This is a genomic window from Candidatus Baltobacteraceae bacterium (genome assembly GCA_036488875.1).
In the GTDB taxonomy this organism is placed as follows: Bacteria; Vulcanimicrobiota; Vulcanimicrobiia; order Vulcanimicrobiales; family Vulcanimicrobiaceae; genus JAFAHZ01.
On the sequence record DASXGW010000001.1, the window covers coordinates 145008 to 165271 of the forward strand.

The 20264-nt window shown below is 63.1% G+C and carries 19 protein-coding genes; 6 read left to right on the forward strand and 13 right to left on the reverse strand.

What is annotated here, in order from left to right:
• Nucleotides 1–3 precede the first annotated feature (3 nt).
• Nucleotides 4–636: a MarC family protein gene (locus VGG89_00570; GenBank protein HEY1975021.1), complete on the forward strand. Its 633-nt coding sequence runs from the start codon at nucleotides 4–6 to the stop codon at nucleotides 634–636.
• A gap of 61 nt (nucleotides 637–697) precedes the next feature.
• Here the strand turns inward: VGG89_00570 and VGG89_00575 are convergent, their stop codons facing one another.
• The 7 genes from VGG89_00575 to VGG89_00605 all read right to left on the reverse strand — a co-directional run bounded on the left by VGG89_00575 (nucleotide 698) and on the right by VGG89_00605 (nucleotide 9778).
• Entirely contained in the window at nucleotides 698–2653 is a 1956-nt protein-coding gene (locus VGG89_00575; protein HEY1975022.1) for a hypothetical protein, read from the reverse strand.
• Between the two features lie 65 nt (nucleotides 2654–2718).
• Nucleotides 2719–3141 (reverse strand): methylmalonyl-CoA epimerase, encoded by a 423-nt coding sequence (gene mce, locus VGG89_00580; GenBank protein HEY1975023.1) that lies wholly within the window; start codon nucleotides 3139–3141, stop codon nucleotides 2719–2721.
• A complete protein-coding gene (locus VGG89_00585; protein HEY1975024.1) occupies nucleotides 3138–4718 on the reverse strand; it encodes a methylmalonyl-CoA mutase family protein in 1581 nt (526 codons plus the stop codon). The genes mce and VGG89_00585 overlap by 4 nt, the downstream gene beginning before the upstream one ends.
• 4 nt (nucleotides 4719–4722) lie before the next feature.
• Entirely contained in the window at nucleotides 4723–6507 is a 1785-nt protein-coding gene (locus VGG89_00590) for an acetyl-CoA carboxylase biotin carboxylase subunit (protein HEY1975025.1), read from the reverse strand.
• Between the two features lie 174 nt (nucleotides 6508–6681).
• The gene (locus VGG89_00595) at nucleotides 6682–7470 is read right to left on the reverse strand and encodes an enoyl-ACP reductase (GenBank protein ID HEY1975026.1); all 789 of its coding nucleotides are present in this window, start codon (nucleotides 7468–7470) and stop codon (nucleotides 6682–6684) included.
• Nucleotides 7471–7492: 22 nt separating this feature from the next.
• A complete protein-coding gene (locus VGG89_00600) occupies nucleotides 7493–8209 on the reverse strand; it encodes a hypothetical protein (protein ID HEY1975027.1) in 717 nt (238 codons plus the stop codon).
• A gap of 15 nt (nucleotides 8210–8224) precedes the next feature.
• A complete protein-coding gene (locus tag VGG89_00605) occupies nucleotides 8225–9778 on the reverse strand; it encodes an acyl-CoA carboxylase subunit beta (protein ID HEY1975028.1) in 1554 nt (517 codons plus the stop codon).
• 80 nt (nucleotides 9779–9858) lie between these two features.
• Between VGG89_00605 and VGG89_00610 the strand changes: the two genes are divergently transcribed.
• The gene (locus VGG89_00610; GenBank protein HEY1975029.1) at nucleotides 9859–10374 is read left to right on the forward strand and encodes a PaaI family thioesterase; all 516 of its coding nucleotides are present in this window, start codon (nucleotides 9859–9861) and stop codon (nucleotides 10372–10374) included.
• Here the strand turns inward: VGG89_00610 and VGG89_00615 are convergent.
• Nucleotides 10360–10671, reverse strand: coding sequence for an iron-sulfur cluster assembly protein (locus VGG89_00615; GenBank protein ID HEY1975030.1), 312 nt, complete (start codon nucleotides 10669–10671; stop codon nucleotides 10360–10362). The genes VGG89_00610 and VGG89_00615 overlap by 15 nt on opposite strands.
• Nucleotides 10672–10816: 145 nt before the next feature.
• Between VGG89_00615 and VGG89_00620 the strand changes: the two genes are divergently transcribed.
• Both VGG89_00620 and VGG89_00625 read left to right on the forward strand, forming a co-directional pair.
• A complete protein-coding gene (locus VGG89_00620; GenBank protein HEY1975031.1) occupies nucleotides 10817–13315 on the forward strand; it encodes an ATP-dependent Clp protease ATP-binding subunit in 2499 nt (832 codons plus the stop codon).
• Between the two features lie 48 nt (nucleotides 13316–13363).
• Entirely contained in the window at nucleotides 13364–14071 is a 708-nt protein-coding gene (locus tag VGG89_00625) for a hypothetical protein (GenBank protein ID HEY1975032.1), read from the forward strand.
• On the opposite strand, the gene VGG89_00630 is transcribed toward VGG89_00625, so the two are convergent.
• The 5 genes from VGG89_00630 to VGG89_00650 all read right to left on the reverse strand — a co-directional run bounded on the left by VGG89_00630 (nucleotide 14060) and on the right by VGG89_00650 (nucleotide 17465).
• The gene (locus tag VGG89_00630) at nucleotides 14060–14602 is read right to left on the reverse strand and encodes a hypothetical protein (GenBank protein ID HEY1975033.1); all 543 of its coding nucleotides are present in this window, start codon (nucleotides 14600–14602) and stop codon (nucleotides 14060–14062) included. The genes VGG89_00625 and VGG89_00630 overlap by 12 nt on opposite strands.
• Nucleotides 14603–15130: 528 nt before the next feature.
• The gene (locus tag VGG89_00635) at nucleotides 15131–15583 is read right to left on the reverse strand and encodes a MaoC/PaaZ C-terminal domain-containing protein (GenBank protein HEY1975034.1); all 453 of its coding nucleotides are present in this window, start codon (nucleotides 15581–15583) and stop codon (nucleotides 15131–15133) included.
• Nucleotides 15584–15586: 3 nt separating this feature from the next.
• Nucleotides 15587–16351 (reverse strand): acireductone synthase, encoded by a 765-nt coding sequence (mtnC, locus tag VGG89_00640; protein ID HEY1975035.1) that lies wholly within the window; start codon nucleotides 16349–16351, stop codon nucleotides 15587–15589.
• On the reverse strand, nucleotides 16288–16854 hold the full coding sequence (locus tag VGG89_00645) for a hypothetical protein (protein HEY1975036.1): 567 nt from the start codon (nucleotides 16852–16854) through the stop codon (nucleotides 16288–16290). Before VGG89_00645 ends, mtnC begins: the two co-directional genes overlap by 64 nt.
• Entirely contained in the window at nucleotides 16851–17465 is a 615-nt protein-coding gene (locus VGG89_00650; protein ID HEY1975037.1) for a methylthioribulose 1-phosphate dehydratase, read from the reverse strand. The genes VGG89_00645 and VGG89_00650 overlap by 4 nt, the downstream gene beginning before the upstream one ends.
• Nucleotides 17466–17513: 48 nt before the next feature.
• Here VGG89_00650 and VGG89_00655 point away from each other — a divergent pair, with 48 nt between their 5' ends.
• The gene (locus VGG89_00655) at nucleotides 17514–19199 is read left to right on the forward strand and encodes a hypothetical protein (protein HEY1975038.1); all 1686 of its coding nucleotides are present in this window, start codon (nucleotides 17514–17516) and stop codon (nucleotides 19197–19199) included.
• Nucleotides 19196–20236, forward strand: a complete 1041-nt coding sequence (locus VGG89_00660) for a WYL domain-containing protein (GenBank protein HEY1975039.1) — start codon at nucleotides 19196–19198, stop codon at nucleotides 20234–20236. Before VGG89_00655 ends, VGG89_00660 begins: the two co-directional genes overlap by 4 nt.
• The last annotated feature ends 28 nt before the right edge of the window (nucleotides 20237–20264 follow it).

Here is a 20264-nt window from a genome sequence, read left to right on the forward strand (position 1 = left end):
AAGATGGACGTCCCATTTCTCGCGACCGCCTTCGCGACGGCTTTTACGATCATCGACCCGATCGGCATGATTCCGTTGACGTTGAGCGCGACGGCGAACGACGCGCCGCAGCAGCGCAATCGTATCATCGATCAGGCCGTCATCGTGGCCGCAGTGATCATGCTCTTTATGGGCCTGGTCGGACGGCCTTTTCTAGAGTATCTCGGGATTACGCTGCCCGCCTTTACGATCGCCGGCGGCATCTTTCTGTTTCTCATCGCGATCGATATGCTGTTCGCGCGTCCGACCGGTGCAAAGCGCACCGAAGCCGAGGAACGCGAAGCAGCCGCTAACGAGAATCCCGCGGTGTTTCCACTGGCGGTCCCGATGATTGCGGGACCTGGAACGATCGCCACGATCCTGCTGCTCGTGAGTTTGGCGCACGGGAATCGCCTGGAGCTGGCGGTCGTCGTCGTCGCCTACGCCGCCGCGCTGATCGTCACGTGGGCGTGTATGCGCGCTTCTGGGTTTCTCTTAAAACTCATCAGCAACACCGGCATCCACGTCGTCACGCGCCTGCTCGGCATCATACTCGGCGCGCTCGCGGTGCAGTTCGTCATCAACGGCGCCGTTCAAACGCCGGTCTTCCGCCACTAGCGTTAAAATTGAAAAACGCCCCCGAGCGTACTCGGAGGCGTTTGTTCTCGCTTTCGGCCTTTTAGGCCGGAGGCTGCTTGTGGTGGTCGCCGCCACCGCCGCCGCCCGAACGGTCAGCGCGGTCGGCGCGGGCCGGAGCTTGTTGCGGTGCTTGCCGCGGTGCGGAGTACGCCGGTTGGCGTTCAACGCGAGGCGGAGCCTGATCGTAGCGCGGCTGTTGCTGTTGCTGGAATCGCGGCTGCGGAGCCTGATCGTAGCGCGGTTGTTGCTGCTGCTGGAATCGCGGCTGCGGAGCCTGATCGTAGCGCGGCTGTTGCTGCTGATCGAAGCGAGGCTGTTGCGCGTTGCGCGGTGCGAAGACATCGTTGTTCTGACGAACTGCGTTGTCCGGACGCATCGCGTTGTCTTGGCGAACCGCGTTACGCGGCGCGAAGACGTCGTTGTTCTGACGAAGCGCGTTGTCTTGGCGCATCGTATTGTCCTGACGCAACGTGTTGTCCTGACGCAACGTATTGTCCTGACGTACGGCGTTACGCGGTGCGAAGACGCTGTTGTCTTGGCGGACGCGCGGCGCGCTTACGTCGTTACGGAACGTCGACGGCGCACGCAACGCGTCTGTACGCGGTGCCGCGATCTGACGGTCGCGAACCGGGGCCGCCGCGAACGTGCTGCGCTGTACGCGAGCGGTCACTGGGCGCGCGATGCGACCCGTTACCGGATGCGCGATGCGAGCCATCACCGGGTGCTGCGCGATGCGAGCCGTTGCCGGATGCGTGATGCGCGTCATGACCGGATGCTGCGCGATGCGAGCCATGATCGGGTGGGCGTTGCGAACCGAAACCGGGTGCTGCGCGATGCGAGCCATGACCGGATGAGCGATCGGCAACGGATGACGGGAGATCACGATCGGGCGACCGCCCTCGCGACGTACCGTAACCGGGCCGCGGGCCACGATCGGGTTGTGTACCCGGATGACGCGTCCGCCGCCACCGTTGTGGCCGCCATTACCGCGCCGAACGATCCGCACGATCTTCTTCGTACGATACACGTTGTAGACGTACGAGGGCGAGCTGCCGCCGTAGCCGTACGGCGAGTAGCCCATTTGCGGATAGCCATAGCCGTAGGGCGAGTAGCCCGTTTGCGGGTAGCCGTAGCCGTACGGTGAGTAGCCGGTTTGCGGATAGGCACCGTAGCCGTAGGGCGAGTAACCGTAACCGTACGGCTGCGAGTTCATTCCCAGCGCGCTGCCGAGAAGACCCGTGGCAACTGCGCCAAGGAGCGAATCGAGAATCGGATTACCCGTGATCGAAGCGCCGCCAAGTCCGTACGGCGAGTAGCCGTAAGGCGAACCACCATAGGGCGACGGGTAGCCGTAGCCGACCTGCGGATAGCCGTAGGGCTGCTGCGGGTAGCCGTAGGGCTGCTGCGGGTAGCCGTAAGGCTGCTGCGGGTAGCCGTAGCCGTATTGCTGCGGATAACCATACTGCGGATACGACGGATAGGCGCCGTAGCCGTACGGCGACGGGTAGCCGTAACCAACCTGCGGATAGCCGTACTGCTGCGGATAGCCGTACTGTTGCGGGTAGCCGTACTGCTGCGGGTAGCCGTATTGTTGCGGGTAGCCATACTGCTGCGGGTAGCCGTAGCCATATTGCTGCGGATACGCCGAAGCGACGACGGGGACGTACACGACCGGAGCGGCGGTCATCGGTGCGACCGCCACCGTCGGAGGCGGCGCCATCGTACCGAAACCGTAGTAACCGACCAGAGCCGCTTCACCAACGGGCGCGATCGCGACCGAGGCGGGAGGGCACCAGGTCCACGCGTTACCACTCCAGAGCCACATGCCGTTGCCGTACATCGGGCAGCTGGCATACGGAGCCGCGGGCATGACCGGGGCGTATGCCGTTGCATACGCGGGGGCCGCGTAGACCTGCGCGCTCGCAGGTGCCGCGGAAAGCAGAACCGATGCGGTCATCGCCGAAGCCGCAACCACACCGAGAAGCCGTTTATACATATTTGTGCTCAACCTCATTTAAGGCTATTCTGCCGTACCTGAGGTGAGCGTGCGCGCGATTCCGATTAGTGCGTGGTTAAGTCGGGATTAGAGCGGTCAGGTTGACACAGTTCGATCAACGTGCCGCCGGTTGATTTGGGGTGCAGAAAAGCGATCAAATTTCCGTGCGCGCCTTTGCGCGGACGTTCGTCGATAAGGCGAACGCCCTTGCTCGCCAACTCGGCAAGCTTTGCGTCGATGTCGTCGACTCGGTATGCCGTGTGATGCAAGCGCGTCGCGCTCTCGCCGAGATATTTGGCGATCGGCGAATTTTCGTCGAGCGGTAGAAGAAGCTCGATAATGGAGTCGCCGGCCTCGAGCCCCACGGCCTCGACGCCTTGGTCGTAGATGACTTCACGATAGACTTCGCGGAAGCCGAGCGTCTGCGTGTAAAGACGAACCGTCGCTTCGAGATCCTTGACGACGATGGCGATGTGATCGATCTTCACGCCACGATCTCCTTAGCGCGGTAGACACCGAAGACGCCGCGCAGCACGTCGCAGATTTCTCCGAGCGTCGCGCCGCCGTCAACGGCTTCGACGAAGTGCGGCATGAGGTTCTCCGATGCGGCCGCGGCGGTGCGTACCGCTTCGAGGAGCCTTGGCACTTTAGCGCCATCGCGTGCTTTGCGAAATGCGGTGAGCCGGGCGACCTGCTCGCGTTCGACGCTCTCCTCGATGCGCTGCAACGGAATCTCGCCCGTCTCGCCGCCGGCTTCGGCGAACCGGTTGACGCCGACGACGACCGCTTCGCCCGATTCGATCGCTTGCTGGGCGGCATAAGCGGAGTCGGCGACGCGGGCCTGCATCCAGCCACTTTCAATGGTCGCGATGCTGCCGCCCATCGCGTCGATCTCCTTGACTAACGACGACGCGCGCTCGATCAACGCGTTGGTGAGCGATTCGACGTAGTACGAGCCGGCCAGAGGATCGACGACGTCGGCGACGCCCGATTCGTAGCCGATGATCTGCTGCGTTCGCAACGCGACCTTGGCGCTCTCCGCCGTCGGCAGCGCCAGCGCTTCGTCCTTGCCGTTGGTGTGCAGCGACTGCGTCCCGCCCAAGACGGCCGCCAGCGCCTGAAGCGTTACGCGGACGACGTTGTTCTCAGGTTCTTGCGCGGTCAAGGTCGAGCCGCCGGTTTGCGTGTGGAAGCGCAGCGTCTGCGATCGAGGATCTTTGCAGCCGAACTCATCGCGGGTGATGTGCGCCCATAGGTAGCGGGCCGCGCGGAACTTCGCGATCTCTTCGAAGAAGTCGTTGTGCGCGTTCCAGAAGAAGGAGATGCGTGGAGCGATCGTATCGAGCTCGATGCCCGCATTGCGCGCGGCCTGTAAGTACGCCTTGCCGTTGGCCAGCGTAAAGGCGATCTCTTCGACCGCCGTCGAGCCGGCTTCGCGGATGTGATATCCCGACACCGAGATCGTGTTCCATTGCGGAACTTCGCGCGCGCAGTAGGACAACACGTCGGTAACCAGCCGCATCGACGCGGCCGGCGGATAGATATAGGTGCCGCGCGCGACGTACTCCTTGAGGACGTCGTTTTGTACCGTGCCGCCGAGCTTGTCGAAGGGAATACCGCGCCGGCGCGCCACAGCGAGAAACAGCGCGAGCAGAATCGACGCCGGCGCGTTGATCGTCATTGAAACCGTCACGCGATCGAGCGGAATGCCGTCGAGCAGCGTCTCCATGTCGGCAACCGAATCGATGGCGACGCCCACTTTGCCGACTTCACCTCGCGCTTGCGTCGCATCGGAATCGTACCCGAGCTGGGTCGGCAGATCGAACGCAACGGAAAGACCCGTCTGACCGCGTTCGAGCAGGTAGCGATAGCGCGCGTTCGACTCGGCGGCCGTGCCGAAGCCCGCGTATTGGCGCATCGTCCACAGCCGCCCGCGATACATGTCCTTGCGAATGCCGCGGCCGTACGGGAACGCTCCGGGTTCGCCGAGATCGTGCGGCTCGCCGGTGACTTCGTCGTACACGGGTTCGAGAGGGATGCCGGAGGCGTTGAAATCGCGGGCCATAACGTTAATCGATTGAAGCGATTGGCGAACCCGCTTCGATGGTCCCGCCGGCGGCTGCGTGCACCTTTGCGATCGTCCCGCTCTTGTGGGCGCGAATTTCGTTCATCATCTTCATCGCCTCGATGACTGCGACGACGTCGCCTTCGTTCACCGCGGCGCCTTCGGCGATGCGCAGCTCGACCACGACGCCGTGCATCGGCGAAACGACGTCGTTGCCGGACGCGGCGGCCGCGCGTTTCTTCGCAGCCCCGAGCCTCGGCGCGGTACGCGCAGCGCCGGGTGAAGTACGAGGTGCGGCGCCAAACACGCGCACGCGGTACAGTTTGTCGTTAACCTCGACACTAATCGTTTGTGGCGCCGGCCCTTCGACTTCGTTTATCCTGAGCGCAGCTCGCGAAGCGAGCGGAGTCGAAGGGCTCAGGATGACATTGCTGCCATTGTTCTGCGTTTTAAGCGTTTGGGCGAATGTTTCGAGCGTGCTGGTACCAAAGGTGCCGTCGACGACGGGCTCGTGATCGCACAGCGCGCCCAGCAGCGGCAGCGTCGTCGGCACGCCTTCGATGACGAACTCGTCGATCGCGCGCTTGAAACGGGCGATCGCTTGCGAGCGCGTCGGGGCCCAAACGATCAGCTTGGCGATCATCGAGTCGTATTCGGGCGTAATCGTTATGCCGGGGTAGGCGGCCGAGTCGACGCGAACGCCGAGGCCGGCGGGCTCGCGATAGGCCGTCACCGTCCCCGGCGCGGGCCGGAAATCTTGCGACGGGTCTTCGGCGTTGACCCGGCCTTCTATTGAGAAGCCGGTAAACGTGACGTCGTCCTGGACGAAGCCGAGCGGCTCGCCGGCAGCGACGCGAATCTGTTCGCGAATCAAGTCGAGCCCCGAGATCATTTCGGTGACGGTATGCTCGACCTGAATGCGTGTGTTCATCTCGAGAAAGTAGAAGCTGGTTTCGGAGACGAGACACTCGATCGTGCCGACCGAGTCGTACCCGATCGCTTGCGCGGCTCGTACGGCGGCTTCGCGCATGTGCCCGCGCAGGTTAGGAGTGAGCTGCGCCGGCGCCTCTTCCCACAGCTTCTGATGGCGCCGCTGCAGCGAGCAGTCGCGTTCGCCGACGTGCAGCACGGTGCCGTACTTGTCCGCCAAAATCTGCAGCTCGATGTGCTTGGGATTTTCTAAGTACCGTTCGGCGTAGATCGTCCCGTTCTTGAAATACGCCTCGGCTTCGCGCCGCGCCGTTTCGAAGGCCGATTCGACGTCTTCGGGCGAACGCGCGACTTTGAGCCCTTTCCCGCCCCCGCCGCCGCTGGCTTTGAGCGCGAGCGGATATCCGTATTTTTTGGCGACTTCGCGCGCTTCGATCGCATCGGCGATCGGATCGATGCCGCCGGGCACGACCGGAACGTCGGCCTTTTGCATCGCGATGCGCGAGCGCAGCTTATCGCCCATCGCGTTGATCGCCTCGGGGTGAGGACCGATCCACACCAAGCCCGCGTCGATCGTGCGCTGCGCGAACGCGGCGTTCTCGGCGAGAAATCCGTACCCCGGATGAATCGCCTCGGCTCCGCAACGCCTTGCGACCTCGATGAGCTTCTCGCCGTCGAGATAGCTTTGCGACGGCGCTGCCGGCCCCAGAAGATACGCTTCGTCGGCCATGCGCACGTGCAGCGCGTCGCGATCCGGCTCCGAGTATACGGCGACACACGAAATCCCCATCTCGTGTGCCGTACGAATGACGCGCACCGCAATCTCGCCGCGATTGGCGATCAGGATTTTAGAAAACATCGCGCTCGTCGTCGTAGTTACGGGCTGCGAGAGCCCAGGCGGAGATTCGAGGCGGCTGCCCTTCGAATTCGCCTGTCCTGAGCGTAGCGAGCCTAGCGAGCGAAGTCGAAGGGCTCAGGATGACGGTGATAGCAGCGATTTCCTCGTCGGTCGGATTGCCGGAAACGAACTCGATCACATTTTAAAGTCCGGTGGTAACATACCCATCGTGTGGTAGCCCGCGTCGACGAAGTGTACGTCGGCGGTGATGGCCGACGCGAGATCGGAGGCGAGATAGACGGCGGTGTTGCCGACGTCTTCGGCCGTGACGTTGCGGCGCAGCGGCGCCATCTTCGGAACGATGTCGAGCATCTTCGTCGCGCCGCCGACCTGCCGCATGCTTGCGGTCTTGATCGGACCCGCCGAAATGGCGTTGACGCGTATGCCGCGGTCGCCGAGATCGTACGCGAGATAGCGCATTCCGGCCTCGAGCGCGGCCTTGGCGACGCCCATGAGATTGTAGTTCGGAACGATCTGCGTCGCACCCAGATAGGTAAGCGTCATGATCGAGGCGCCGTCGTTGAGCCCTTCGCGCAACGTCTGCACGAGCGCGATCAAAGAGAACGCCGAGACGTCTAGCGAGAGCGAGTATCCGCCGCGCGAGGTGTCGTACACCTTGCCCGAAAGGTCTTCTTTGTTCGCGTAAGCGATACAGTGGACGAGCGCGTCAAGTTTTCCGAAGTTTTTCGCAACGTCGTCGCGCATCGCGGCCAGCGACGCGTCGTTGGAGACGTCGCACTCGACGACGTGCGCCCCGCCGAGTTCGGCGGCGAGTTTTTCGACTTCGTCTTTGACGCGTTCGCCTTGATAGGTCAGGGCGAGCGTCGCGCCATTCTCATGGAACTTCCGGGCGATGCCGGTCGCGATGGACCAGCGATTGGCCACGCCCGTAACGAGCGCGCGTTTTCCTTCAAGTAATTTCACAGTAGCCTAGATACCATCGGGCCTAAAGCGTTGCCTGCAAATACGTGTAATGCCGCTCCTGGACCGCGTGAATGCCCCACACGCCGGCGGGGACGAGCATGGCGTTGGGAACGAGGTGCGAAGTCATTTGTGCGTAGACTTTGAGCGGGTCGAGCTTCAGATGCCCAGCGGCGTATCCCGCTAAGCCTTTCGTAGCGTTGTTGCAGACAAAGAAACGGGCGCCGGCGTCGGCGATCAACGACTCAATCGAAGTATCGCCGTCCTTGCCGGTCTTATGCAAGCATGGATTGCCGCGCGACTTCCCGTCGTAGACTGTTGCGAAGTCCTTGGCAAAATCGTTGAGGTTCTTCGTGCCTTTGGGTTGCAGCGGCACGAAGTATTCGTCCCAAATGTGGTCGTCGAAGCCCAAGAACGATGAGCCGTGGTAGAAGACGGCAACCGGCTGGACATCCTTGAGCGTCACGTCGATTTCGCGGTAGGCGTTGACCGTGCTGCGCATGGAGTCGAGGATAAGGCCGCCGTTGATCTTTGCCGAGGCAAAAAGGTGCTTATGCGGTGCCGGTACGTTGAGCACGGCATCGAACGCGGCAACGCTGAAGCGCAACGGGGGAAACGAAGGCGCCGGGCTCGGGGAAGGTGACGCCGTCGAAGAAGTCTTCGCTGCAGGAGACGCCGCGGCAATTTGAGGGAGCGCCGCTGCCGCCACCCCGGCGCCGAGAAATTCACTCCGCGTAGTCATTGCCTGGTAGCTCCTTCACAACGGGATGTTGCCGTGCTTTCTCTTTGGACGCTCGACGCGTTTGTCGGCCAGCATGTCGAGCGCTGTAGCAATGGCGCTGCGCGTGTGCCGCGCCTCGATCACGTCATCGACGTAACCGCGCTGGGCGGCGACGTACGGATTGTTGAAACGCTCGGTGTACTCGTCGATGAGCTCGCGCATCTTGGCGGCCGGGTCTTTTGCGGCGGCGAGCTCGCGGCGGAAGATCGTCTTGACGGCGCCTTCGGCGCCCATGACCGCAATCTGCGCAGTCGGCCACGCCAGGTTTACGTCGGCGCGGATATGCTTGCTCGACATGACGTCGTACGCGCCGCCATAGGCCTTGCGCGTGATTACGGTAACCTTCGGCACCGTCGCTTCGGCGAAGGCGTAGAGGAGCTTTGCGCCGTGTAGAATGATCCCGCCGTATTCCTGATCGGTTCCGGGCAAGAAGCCCGGCACGTCGACGAACGTCACCAGCGGGATGTTGAACGCGTCGCAAAAACGCACGAAGCGCGCAGCTTTCGTCGACGAATCGATGTCGAGCACGCCGGCGAGCACGTTGGGCTGATTGGCAACGATGCCGATGGATCGGCCGGCGATTCGTCCGAAGCCGCAGATGATGTTTCGCGCGAAGAGCGGCTGGATTTCGAAGAAGTCGCCGTTGTCGACGACCGCTTCGACGACGTCGTGCATATCGTACGGTTTATTAGGCGAATCGGGAACCACGTCGTCGAGCGACTCGACGCTGCGATGCGGATCGTCGTCACACGCAAAGCGCGGCGGATCTTCGAGATTATTCTGCGGCAGGAACGAGAGCAGCGTGCGCGTTTGTTCGACCAGATCGTCTTCGTCGGAAGCGATGAGGTGCGCGACGCCGCTTTTGGTCGCGTGGGTCATCGCTCCGCCGAGTTCCTCGAACGTCACGTCTTCGCCGGTGACCGTTTTGATGATCTCGGGTCCCGTGATGAACATCTGGGAGATTTTTTCGGTCATGATGATGAAGTCGGTGATCGCGGGCGAGTACACCGCGCCGCCCGCACACGGTCCCGCGATGAGACTGATTTGCGGCACGACGCCCGACGCCGCGACGTTGCGCCAAAAAATCTCCGCGTAACCGCCCAGCGACACGACACCTTCTTGAATGCGCGCGCCGCCCGAATCGTTGATGCCGATCAGCGGGGATCCCGTGCGGACCGCAAGATCCATCACCTTGCAAATCTTTTCGGCGAACGCTTCGCCAAGAGAACCGCCCAGGACCGTGAAATCTTGCGAAAAGAGGAAGACTTGGCGGCCGTCGATGGTTGCGCGCCCGGTGATCACGCCGTCGCCGAGGAACTCCTTTTCGTCGAGTCCGAACGCATTGGTCCGGTGAACGACGAAGCGATCGAACTCGCTAAACGAGCCTTCGTCGACGAGTGCCGTCACGCGCTCGCGGGCCGTGCGCTTCCCGCGCGCGTGCTGCCGCTCCGCGCCCTCGGCGCCCGACGGGGATTCCGAGAGGGCGCGTTTGCGCGCGAGCTCTTCGTACTTTTCCTGATGAGTTCTCACTTGGAGGCCTTTGCACGGGCCTTCCAAGGCACCCTGCGCCGGCTGGGAGTGCGGCCGTGCGTGAGCGAATGCCGCGTCTAATGCGGGAACGGACGTTTGGCTGGACCGATCCGCGCGAGCTCGCGCAAAGCGCGCTAGGCGAGGAAGGTTTGCATTGGCTGCGGCGGATGAAAGACGGCGATATTCCGCCGCCGCCCGCCGCGCAGCTGCTGGGAATGGAGATCGAAGAGATCGATCGCGGCCGCGTTGCGTTTTCGATGCGTGCCGAGGAGTGGATGTGTACGCCGCAAGCGGTCGTGCACGGCGGCATGGCGGCGACGTTGCTCGACACGGTCTTGGCGCTTGCGGTCGCATCGAAGCTGCCGAAGGGCAAGACGTGTCAAACCGTGCAGCTCAACGTCAACTTCTTGCGGCCGCTCTTACCGACCGGAGAGAAAGTCGTCGCCGAAGCGACGGCCATTCACGTGGGAACGACGATCGGAACGTCCGAAGGCCGAATCGTGGACGCGCGTGGAAAAACGATCGCGCACGCGACCGCGACCTTAGCTATCTTGGGTACCGAGAAACTGGATCGCGCCGCGCTACCAGATGCCTAGCATGGCTTTGACGTCGTCGGACGCCATCGTTTTCGGGTCCCAGGGCGGCGTGAACGTGATCTCCACGTTGGCGCTTTGCACGCCGTCGACCGCGCGGACGTGATCCTCGACGGATTTTTTGAACATCGGTCCGACCGGGCACATTGGAGAAGTCAAGGTCATCGTGACGATGACGTGCTCGCCGCTCTCTCCCTCGACCGAGATGTCGTACACTAGACCGAGCTCCAAGATGCCGAGATTGAGCTCGGGATCTTTCACCTCGGTTAAGGACTCGCGGATTTGTTCGACCGTGGGCATGGGGCTCAGGGATTCCGCAGCCCGAGGGCAAAACCCCCGAGAAGGCCTGGGGAGGGGGCGCAGCCCGGGCGGGCGTGCCCAAGCTGTCACGAAACTGTACCCTCGCGGGTAGAGTTATTAGAGCGAAAGGATACAGCGCAAACCAATGTCAATGTGGGAGCCCTTCACCGAGCGAGCGCGGCGCAGCATCGTTCTCGCTCAAGAAGAAGCCCAACGCCTCGGAAACAACTACATCGGTACCGAGCACATTCTCCTCGGCATCATCTCCGAGGGCGAGAGCTTGGCCGCCAAAGTGCTCGAGTCGCTCGGCGTCAACTTAGCGAAGGTACGTCAGGAAGTCGAAGCGATCGTCGGGCGGGGCGGACAGACCGTTCAGCAAGAGATGGTCTTCACGCCGCGCGCCAAGCGCGTCATCGAGCTCGCGTTCGAAGAGGCGCGTCAGCTCAACCATAATTATATCGGTACCGAACATCTCTTGCTCGGCCTCATCCGTGAGGGTGAAGGCGTTGCCGCGCGCGTCCTGACCAACCTAGGGGTCGATCCCGCCAAGGTTCGCGTTCAGACGACGTCGCTGTTGGGTGCCGAAGGCCAACCGCCCGCGCCTAAGGGCAAGAGCAAGACGCCGACGCTCGATGCGTACGGCCGCGACCTCACCACGCTCGCTCGCGAAGGCAAGCTCGATCCGGTCATCGGACGCAATAACGAAATCGAGCGCGTCATCCAAATTCTGTCGCGCCGCACCAAAAACAATCCGGCGCTCATCGGCGAGCCCGGCGTCGGTAAGACCGCCATCGCCGAAGGCTTGGCGCAGCGCGTCATCAAGGGCGACATTCCCGAGCCGCTGCGCGAGAAGCGCGTCATCACCCTCGACCTGGCCGGTTTGGTTGCCGGTACGAAGTATCGCGGCGAGTTCGAAGAGCGCATGAAGCGCGTGATGGACGAGATCCGCGGCGCCGCCGGCGAGATCATTCTGTTCATCGACGAGCTGCACACGCTCGTCGGCGCGGGCGCCGCCGAAGGTGCGATCGACGCCAGCAACATCATCAAGCCGGCGCTAGCTCGCGGCGAGCTGCAGTGCATCGGCGCGACGACGCTCAACGAGTTCCGCAAGCACATCGAAAAGGACTCGGCGCTCGAGCGGCGTTTCCAGCCGGTCATGGTCGGCGAACCGACCGTCGAAGAGACGATCGAGATTCTCAAAGGCTTGCGCGACCGCTATGAAGCCCACCACAAGGTGCAAATCACCGATGAGGCTCTCTCCGCGGCGGCTCGCTTGAGCGACCGGTACATTACCGACCGCTTCCTTCCCGATAAAGCGGTCGACCTTATCGACGAAGCGAGTTCGCGCGTGCGCCTGCAAGCGACGTTGCCGCCGCCCGAGATCCGCGATATCGACGGACAGCTGCGCAAGGTGATCTCTGAAAAAGAGTCGGTCGTTAAAAACCAAGAGTTCGATAAGGCCGCGTCGGTGCGCGACAAAGAAGAGAAGCTGCGTCTCGAAAAAGGCCGTCTCGAGCAAGAGTGGCAAGAGAAGAAGCGCCAAGCCGATCACATCTTAAAGGTCAACGCCGAGAACATTGCCGAGATCGTATCGGCGTGGACGAAGATCCCGGTGAGCCGGCTCGCGCAGGCCGAAACCGAAAAGCTTCTCAAGATGAAGGATCTGCTGCACGAGCGCGTCGTCGGACAAGACGAAGCCATCTCGGTCATCACGCGCGCTATCCGCCGCTCGCGGGCAGGGTTAAAGAATCCCAGTCGCCCGATCGGCTCGTTCATCTTCCTCGGTCCGACCGGCGTCGGCAAGACCGAAGTCGCGCGCAGCGTGGCGGCGTTTTTGTTCGACGACGAAGAGTCGATGATCCGCATCGACATGTCGGAGTACATGGAGAAGTACTCGGTGAGCCGCCTGGTCGGCGCGCCGCCCGGATACGTCGGTTACGAAGAAGGCGGCCAGCTCACCGAAGCGGTTCGCCGCCGTCCGTACTCCGTCGTGCTGCTCGATGAAATCGAGAAGGCGCATCCGGACGTCTTCAACCTGCTGCTGCAGATGCTCGACGACGGACGTCTCACGGATTCTCAGGGCCGCCAGGTCGACTTCAAGAACTGCGTCATCATCATGACGAGCAACGTTGGTGCCGTCGGCATGTCGACGAGCAGCGACATTGGTTTCCGCCCGCAGCGCCAGGCCGGTGACGACGATACCAAAGCCTACGAGCGCATGAAGAACAAAGTGCTGGAGGAGGTCAAGTCCACATTCCGGCCCGAGTTCCTCAATCGCGTCGACGAGATCGTCGTCTTCCATCAGCTCAGCCGCGAGGAAATCGAACAAATCGTCACGCTCGAGCTCGACAAAGTCGTACGCGAAGTGCAGGCGCAGGAGATGGAGCTCAAAGTCACCGAGGACGGCAAACAGCTGCTCGCCAAGAAGGGCTGGGATCCGCAGTTCGGTGCGCGTCCGCTGCGCCGAGCGATTCAGCGGATGGTCGAGGACGAGCTCGCCGAGGAGATGCTCAAAGGCAAGTTTGGCTCGGGCGATCACATCTTGGGCGACGTCGATCCGGACGATCCGGAGAAGATGAAGTACTCGAAGATTCCGTCGGTCGATCCGCCGTCGGCAACCCCGCCGGAACCGGCAGTAACCTAAGCGAAAGAGGCGCCAAATGCGGCGCCTCTTTTTTTGACACGACGTTCAATGCTTACACCGCCGCTCACCGCCGAGCAAATCTTTCTTCGCGCGCAAGCCGCCTGGACTTCGCGCGCTCAGCCCGCCTACGTCGCGTTCACGTTGCCGTGCGACGCAACGTTCTTGTCGCCGTCGTGCGCGCCGGACGCGCATCTGTTATTCATCGTGCGAATGAGCGACGGCCGGACCTACGCCCAAACCATTGCCGAGCCGGGCGCCTCCCCAAAGATTCTCGTGCGTGGAGCGTACATCACGGGGCCGGCGGGCGCGCCACTTGGGTTCGTGCGGCGGCTTCCGGAAGGGACGCCCGTAGCTTCTCCACCGCCGAACCTTGCGCCCGATCCGCTGCGAACGATCGCAACCGTAACCGCAATCGACTATGCGTACCGCGTTCGAATCGTCGGTCAAGAGACTATACATGGGGTCGCGACGACGCATCTCGAACTGACGCCGCTGCGCGAACCGACCCTCTATCCGCTGCGTGACCTCTGGGTGGCATCGGACTCGTACGAAATCGTTCGCCTCGTATACGAGCGCCCGTTTCAACGGACGACGGCACGCATCACCTACGACTTTGCGCAAGTGGGAGTGTCGCGAGCGTGGACGATCGTTCATATCGCGGCCTCAACGCCGCGCGAGTCGGTCTCGGAAACGTTGAACGACATATCCTTCCCGGGAAGCGAACCCGATTCGCTTTTTGAAGACTCAGGACCGTAGCGCGGACATCTTGGCGAAGGTGATCGTGAGGTGCGGGTGCGCGCCGTCGGCGACGGTGACGTAGATGCCGCGGGTTTCCTTGTCGTCGGCGAAGAGCGTTGCTTCGGCGATGCCGGCGGGCAGCGGTGACACGTCGAGCTGCTTCCAGTAGTACTCCGCGGATTGGATGTTCGCGATCCACGTATCGTAGAGTTTCTTGGCCGACCCGAGATTGGGCGCATCGAAGTCGCAGCTGCCGAAGCGATCGTTGCTCTTGGAATCGACGTACACCGAGCAGTTGCTCGCGCCGGGAAGGGGTCTCGTCGCGCGGTAGTAGTTGATGCCCCCGGTCTGTTTGGTCGGATCGCCCTGCAGGTCGGCGAAATCGGTATTGATCCCGACGACGTACTGATCGATGAGGTGGGCGGGATCGGTCGAGCTCTGCGGTGCGGCCGAACCCGCGGCGATCGCTGCGACGCGTTTCGACGTGTCGGTCTGCGAGCAGGCGGTTAGCATCAGGATGGCCGCCAAGACGGCGTATCTTTTCATCATCGCTCTCAAAAGAGCGAACGAGTACGGCAAAACGTGAGGGGCCGCCTTTCTGGCGGCCCCTCTCCTGTACCTAACTTGCGCGATGTACTCTGCGTTAACTTGCCCAGCGCAGTCGCCGGTTAAAGACGACGTCGCCGAAATTTTCCTTGACCAATGACTCGAAGTGATCCAGCTCGCAGTTGCTGATCAGGAAAGCCCGAGCCCACGCGGCGTCCCTTATCGCTTCACACAGATCCCGCGCCCGCGGGTTTGGGTCATTTCCGCCGAGCTCGACGAGCTCCGTGTCGTAGCCCTGCTCCTGAAGAATGGTCGCTACCGTGTTCGCGTGCGGGTGATCCCGAAATGCAGCTACTCGCATAATTTTTGTTACCCCTGGAGCTAACGGTCGTCTCCACCTTTTGGGTTCCCGTCAAAGGCTCCAAGAACAGGAATCGGCGAGGTTAGTCGTAGGTTCTAGGGATGCGAGAGTGTTTTGAGTAAGGCCGTCGTTAAAGAAGTGTATAGCTTGTGAAAAGTAGTGCTTAAAGACTAGGCCGGGACCGGCCGAACCGGCAGAATCAGGTTCGCAATCTGCGACATCACCACGACCCCGGCCTGATTGACGGTTTGGAGTCTGACCCGCAAGGTCCCGCGCGTATCGCTTCCCGGCCAGGGCGCGGCTCCAATCACCTCGCCGCGAACGCACAGGGTGTCGCCCGGCTTGACCGGCGCCAGCCACCGCAACTCGTCGATTCCCGTACCGATCACCCCGGTCTCCCGCAGGACGCCGCTGTCGACGACCAGGCGCATCGTGATGGCGGCCGTGTGCCACCCGCTGATGACCAGCTCGTGAAAGAAGCTCCGGGCCGCCTCGCCGGCGTACAGATGGAATGGCTGCGGATCGAAGGATCGGGCAAAGTCCAGCGCCTCTTCCTCGCTGACGGTGTACCCGGCGCTTTCGAAGGCGTCGCCGACGGCAAAGTCGTTGAGATAGCGGCCCATGGTCTAGACCTTCACCGGCTCGAGTTCTATTCCGGCGAACGTGTGGGTCGCCGGGTGGGTGCCTTCGGGGTTGACCCCGTCCTCAGGGCGCGCCAACTGCACCGTCTGCATTCCGGCTCCGCGGGCGGCGTCGAGCTCGGGCGCGTGATCCGAGAAGAAGACGACGTCCTTCGCAGCGACGCCGATGGTTTGTGCGATCCGGCGATAGGAGGCCGACTCGCGTTTGGGGCCGGTCGTCGTGTCGAAGTAGCCCTCGAACAACGGACGTAAATCGCCGGCAACGGCATGGCCGAAGAGCAGTTGCTGCGCCGCAATCGATCCCGACGAATAGATGAAGAGCCGCACGCCGCCGGCGCGGTAGCGCCGCATCGCATCGACGGCATCGTCGTAGAGCGGCGCGCGAATCTCGCCCGATTCGAAGCCGTCTTTCCAAATCATGCCCTGCAGCTCTTTGAGCGGCGTCGCCTTGACGTCGCGGTCGTTCCAGTCTTGCAGCGCGCGCACGATCGCGTCGAGATCGTGAACGTCGACGGCCGCTTCACGCGCGGCTTGATCGAGCACCGCGCGCACGGCTGGGTCCTCCGTGCGCGCGCGCACGAAGCCGTCCATGCGCGCTCGCGAAAACGGGAAGAGGACGTCGCGAACGAACGCGATCGAGCCGACGGTGCCTTCGATATCGAGCAGCGCCGCGTGCGCGGAGAGTCTCAGAGACTCTCCAGTTTCGGAAAGCGTTGCGCGATCGTCTCGCCGGTGAACTGCGCGACCCATCCTTCGGGATTGATAAAGAGCCGCACCGCGGTGAACTCGGGATCGGGGCCCATGTCGAACCAGTGCTTGGTTCCCTCGGGAACGCCGATCAAATCGCCGCGCACGCAAACGACTTGATAGACGCGATTATCGACGTGCAGATAGAACGAGCCGCGACCCTCGACGAAGAAGCGCACTTCGTCTTCGCCGTGGCTATGCTCGTCGAGAAACTTCGTGCGGATGGCTTCCACGTTGGGCGCGCCGCGTTCCAAGCGAATGACGTCGACGGACTGGTAACCGCATTGGTTCATCAGCCGGTCGATCGAACTGCGGTACGCCTCGATGATGGCGGCCTGATCGGCCCCGGCGGGAAGGTCGACGTCGGCGTCCCAGCGCTCGAAGCGCACGCCGATCTCGTCGAGCTCGGAGGCGATGATGTCGCCGTCGACGGTTTCGAGCACCGGCTCGTGCGGCTGGTCGTCGCGAAAGATGCGCAGTACCGTCGTTGCAGCAGTGGTTGTCATTGCTTCATCCTCCGTTCTTCGAGCGAACAGCGTAGTAAATAATCGAATGCTTCGACGTGACGCCGTGCGTCGGCGACTGTCGCGCCCCAGGCATAGATCCCGTGCCCGGCAAGGAGATACCCCGGAACGGGTGCGTCACCGAGCGAGCTCTCGATGCGGCGCGCGAGTTCGACGGTATCTTGCGCGTTGGGAAAAATCGGAATGCGCAGCGTACTTTCGTGCGTCGTGAACCCGTCGAGCGCCTTGTGCATCTCGAAACCTTCGAGCACGACGGCCCCCTTGGCTTCGTCGGCGCGCGATGCGACCGTTGCGGCCAGCGAGTGCACGTGAACGACCGCACCGATCGCCTGGTCGCGGCGGTATCGCGCAACGTGCAGCGGGGTCTCGGCCGAGACACCCGGCGGCAGCGGCTCGTCGAGCGCCACTACGGCAAAGTCGGCCTCGGTAAGCGCGCCTTTGTCGCGCCCGGAGCGGGTTACGGCGATGTGGCGCGCGTCGAGGCGGCGCGAGAAGTTGCCGCTCGTGGCAGGCACCCAGCCGCGCTCGGCGGCGAAGCGGCCGAGGGCGATCAGCTCGGAGACGGTACCGGCGTCGGCGTGAACCTGAAACACCGCACTATGCTAGCACGAAATACTTCGCTGTCGAACCGCGGCTAGCGCATGTTCTTCACGCTTGCGTTCCTGGCCGCGACCCTCGCCCAAGTCACCCCGCAGGTCACACCGCCCCCCACGCCGCCGCCGCTCTCTGAGCCTACGCCGTCGCCCTCGGCGTCGCCCTTGCCGTTACCCAGTACGAGTCCCAGCGCCTCGCCGACGGCCACGCCGTCGGGGCCGGTGCTGACCGTCTCGACGGATTCGGTGGAGCTCAATCCGGTGCAGCAACGCACCATTTCGGTCAGCGGGGCGGCGCCGCCGTTGACGGCAACGCTCGACAAAAAACTCGTCAACGTTGCCGTCGACTCGAGCAACACGAGCGTCACGTTGACTGCAACCCAAGCGACGGGAAACGACGTCCTGCATCTCGCCGACGCCAACGGCGCGCGCGCCGACGTTGCCGTGCGCGTCGCCTTCAATGCCGGGACGATCGTGCCGCAGGCGACGTTGCAGATCACCGGCGCGCCGGCCGACGCCGACTGGCTGCTAAAACAGGTGCAGTCCTTCGTCACGCGCTTAACCCAAGCGCTTCCCGGAACCCAAACGAAGATCGGTCAGGTCCCGGCGCCGCCGGCGCCGCTCGCACCCGGCGTGCAGACGCAGTTTTTAATTCCCGTGCAAATCACCGATCCGACGGGCGCGACGTTCGATCAATCCGGCACGACGGTCGTGAACGTACAGAACGTTGCGCTCGATCCGTTCGCACCGCCGCTGCTCTTTTACGACGACGATCCCGAACACGTGTCGGGTGACGGGGCGCTGTTTCGTGGAACTGTGGCCGTGACGCAGCCGGTGCGGCTGTACTACTATCACGACGCGACGACCGACCCGCGGCGCATCGCAGTCGTGCTCACGAGCGCGTCGCAGGATCCGGCTTCGGTGCAAGTGATCGATGCGACCGTTGGACCCAACGCCGACGTTATGCACGTCGGCGACGCGGCGACCCGCCAGTTTCTCATCGACAAATCGCAAGACGAAGGCATCGTCGTGAGCTTGCAGCAGAATCAGCCGTACGTGCTGCACGATCTTCCGCTGCCTCCGCGGCAGCTCGTCGCCGGCACGATCGACTTTCGCGTGCTCTCGGGCGGCCCGATCGTGGTGACCGTCGTCGCGTATTCGCCCGGCGTCGACCCGACGACGTTACTGGGCGGCCCGCTGTTGCCCGGCGACGGACATCACCGAACCGGCATCTTCACGATCTCGAACTTCGGCAGCGACACGTTGGCGTTTACGGCCGGCGGTGCCGACGCGAAGGTCGTCATCGGCGATCGGGACCCGACGCCGCCGAGCGTCGATTCCAGCGCGCCCGGACACGACTACGGCGACTACGGCGTGACGCACGTTATCGACGTAACCATGGAGAATCCCGGCGACGCGGCCGTTCCGGCGTATCTGTACTTCAAGCCGCTGGCCGGCATCACGCGCGCCACGTTCTTGGTCGACGGCAATCTCGTGCAGCTGGGATGCATGCGGCTCCCCAACCCGTATCAGGTCGCGGCGTATACGGTCGGTCCGCATCAAACGGTTCGCTCGTACGTGCAGACGATGACCGACGGCGGCTCGTTCTATCCGGTCGAGGTCGGCGTCACCGAAACCGCGCCCGAACCGTCGTCGCCCCCGATCGCGGCTCCGGACGGATGTTTCCCAAAGCCCGTGCCGACCGAGGTGCCGTCGATCGAGCCGTCGCCGTGAAACCTTCGCGCCGCCGGGGCGTAGAAGCGGATAAGATGGTTCTTGCGATGACCGTGCCGGCGGGGAGCGCGAGCGAACCGAAGATCGTCTTGCTGGTGCGCCTGCTCAATGCGATCGACGAGGGCGCGCACTCGTTCGAGGATCTCAAGGACCGCATCGCCGAGAACGGCAAGCGCCCGAGCACGCGCAGCCTGCGACGGTATCTGGCCATTCTCTCCGAAGCCGGTTTCCCGTGGTATTTCGATCGCGCCACCAACGCTTACCGGTTTGCGGGCGGATACAGCCTCAAGCGTTTGGATCTCTCCAACGGCGAGCTGTTCGGACTGGTCGCGCTGCGTTCGCTGGGCGCGAGTATCGGCGGCGCGATCGGCGCGTCGATCGACGATGTCACTGAAAAGCTCGTCGGCACGGCCGGCCGTACGGCGCAAGCGCGCGTGGACGCGCCGCCGCAGGTGGCGTTTCGGTTTGCGGAAGTTGGACTCGATCGTTCGGGCGAGCGCGCCTTCTCGCTGCTCTCGTCGGCCGAGCGCGCGTCGCGAACCGTGGCGTTCTCGTACCTCGACAAAGACAGCAATCCCAGCGCGCGGACGGTGGATCCGTACGGCTTCATCATTCACGCCGGCCGCGTGTACTGCGTCGGCTACGACCACGTGCGCAAAGACATGCGGACGTTTGCCGTCGATAGCATCACCGATCCGGTGGTCCTCGCGAAGACGTTCGTCAAGCCGTCCGACTTCGACGTCGAGCGATACGCGGGCGGATCGATCAGCGGAGTTTTGCACACCGGCGAGACGACCGAGGTGGCGGTGCGTTTTGCCGCTCGCGTCGCGAAGGCCGCCATTGCGGCGCGCGTCGTCAGCGAGCGTCAAGTGGAGCGCGGAATCGACGGTTCGGTCGAGATCGCCTATCGCGTTGCCGACGTCGACGAGCTGGTGCGATGGATATTGGGCTGGGGCGCGCAAGCCGAAATACTGTCGCCGCCCGCAGCGCGCGCGCGCATCGCTGGGCTTGCCAAAGAAATTTCGGGGAAGTACTAAAATAACGAAACCGAAGAGCGGAGCTCCT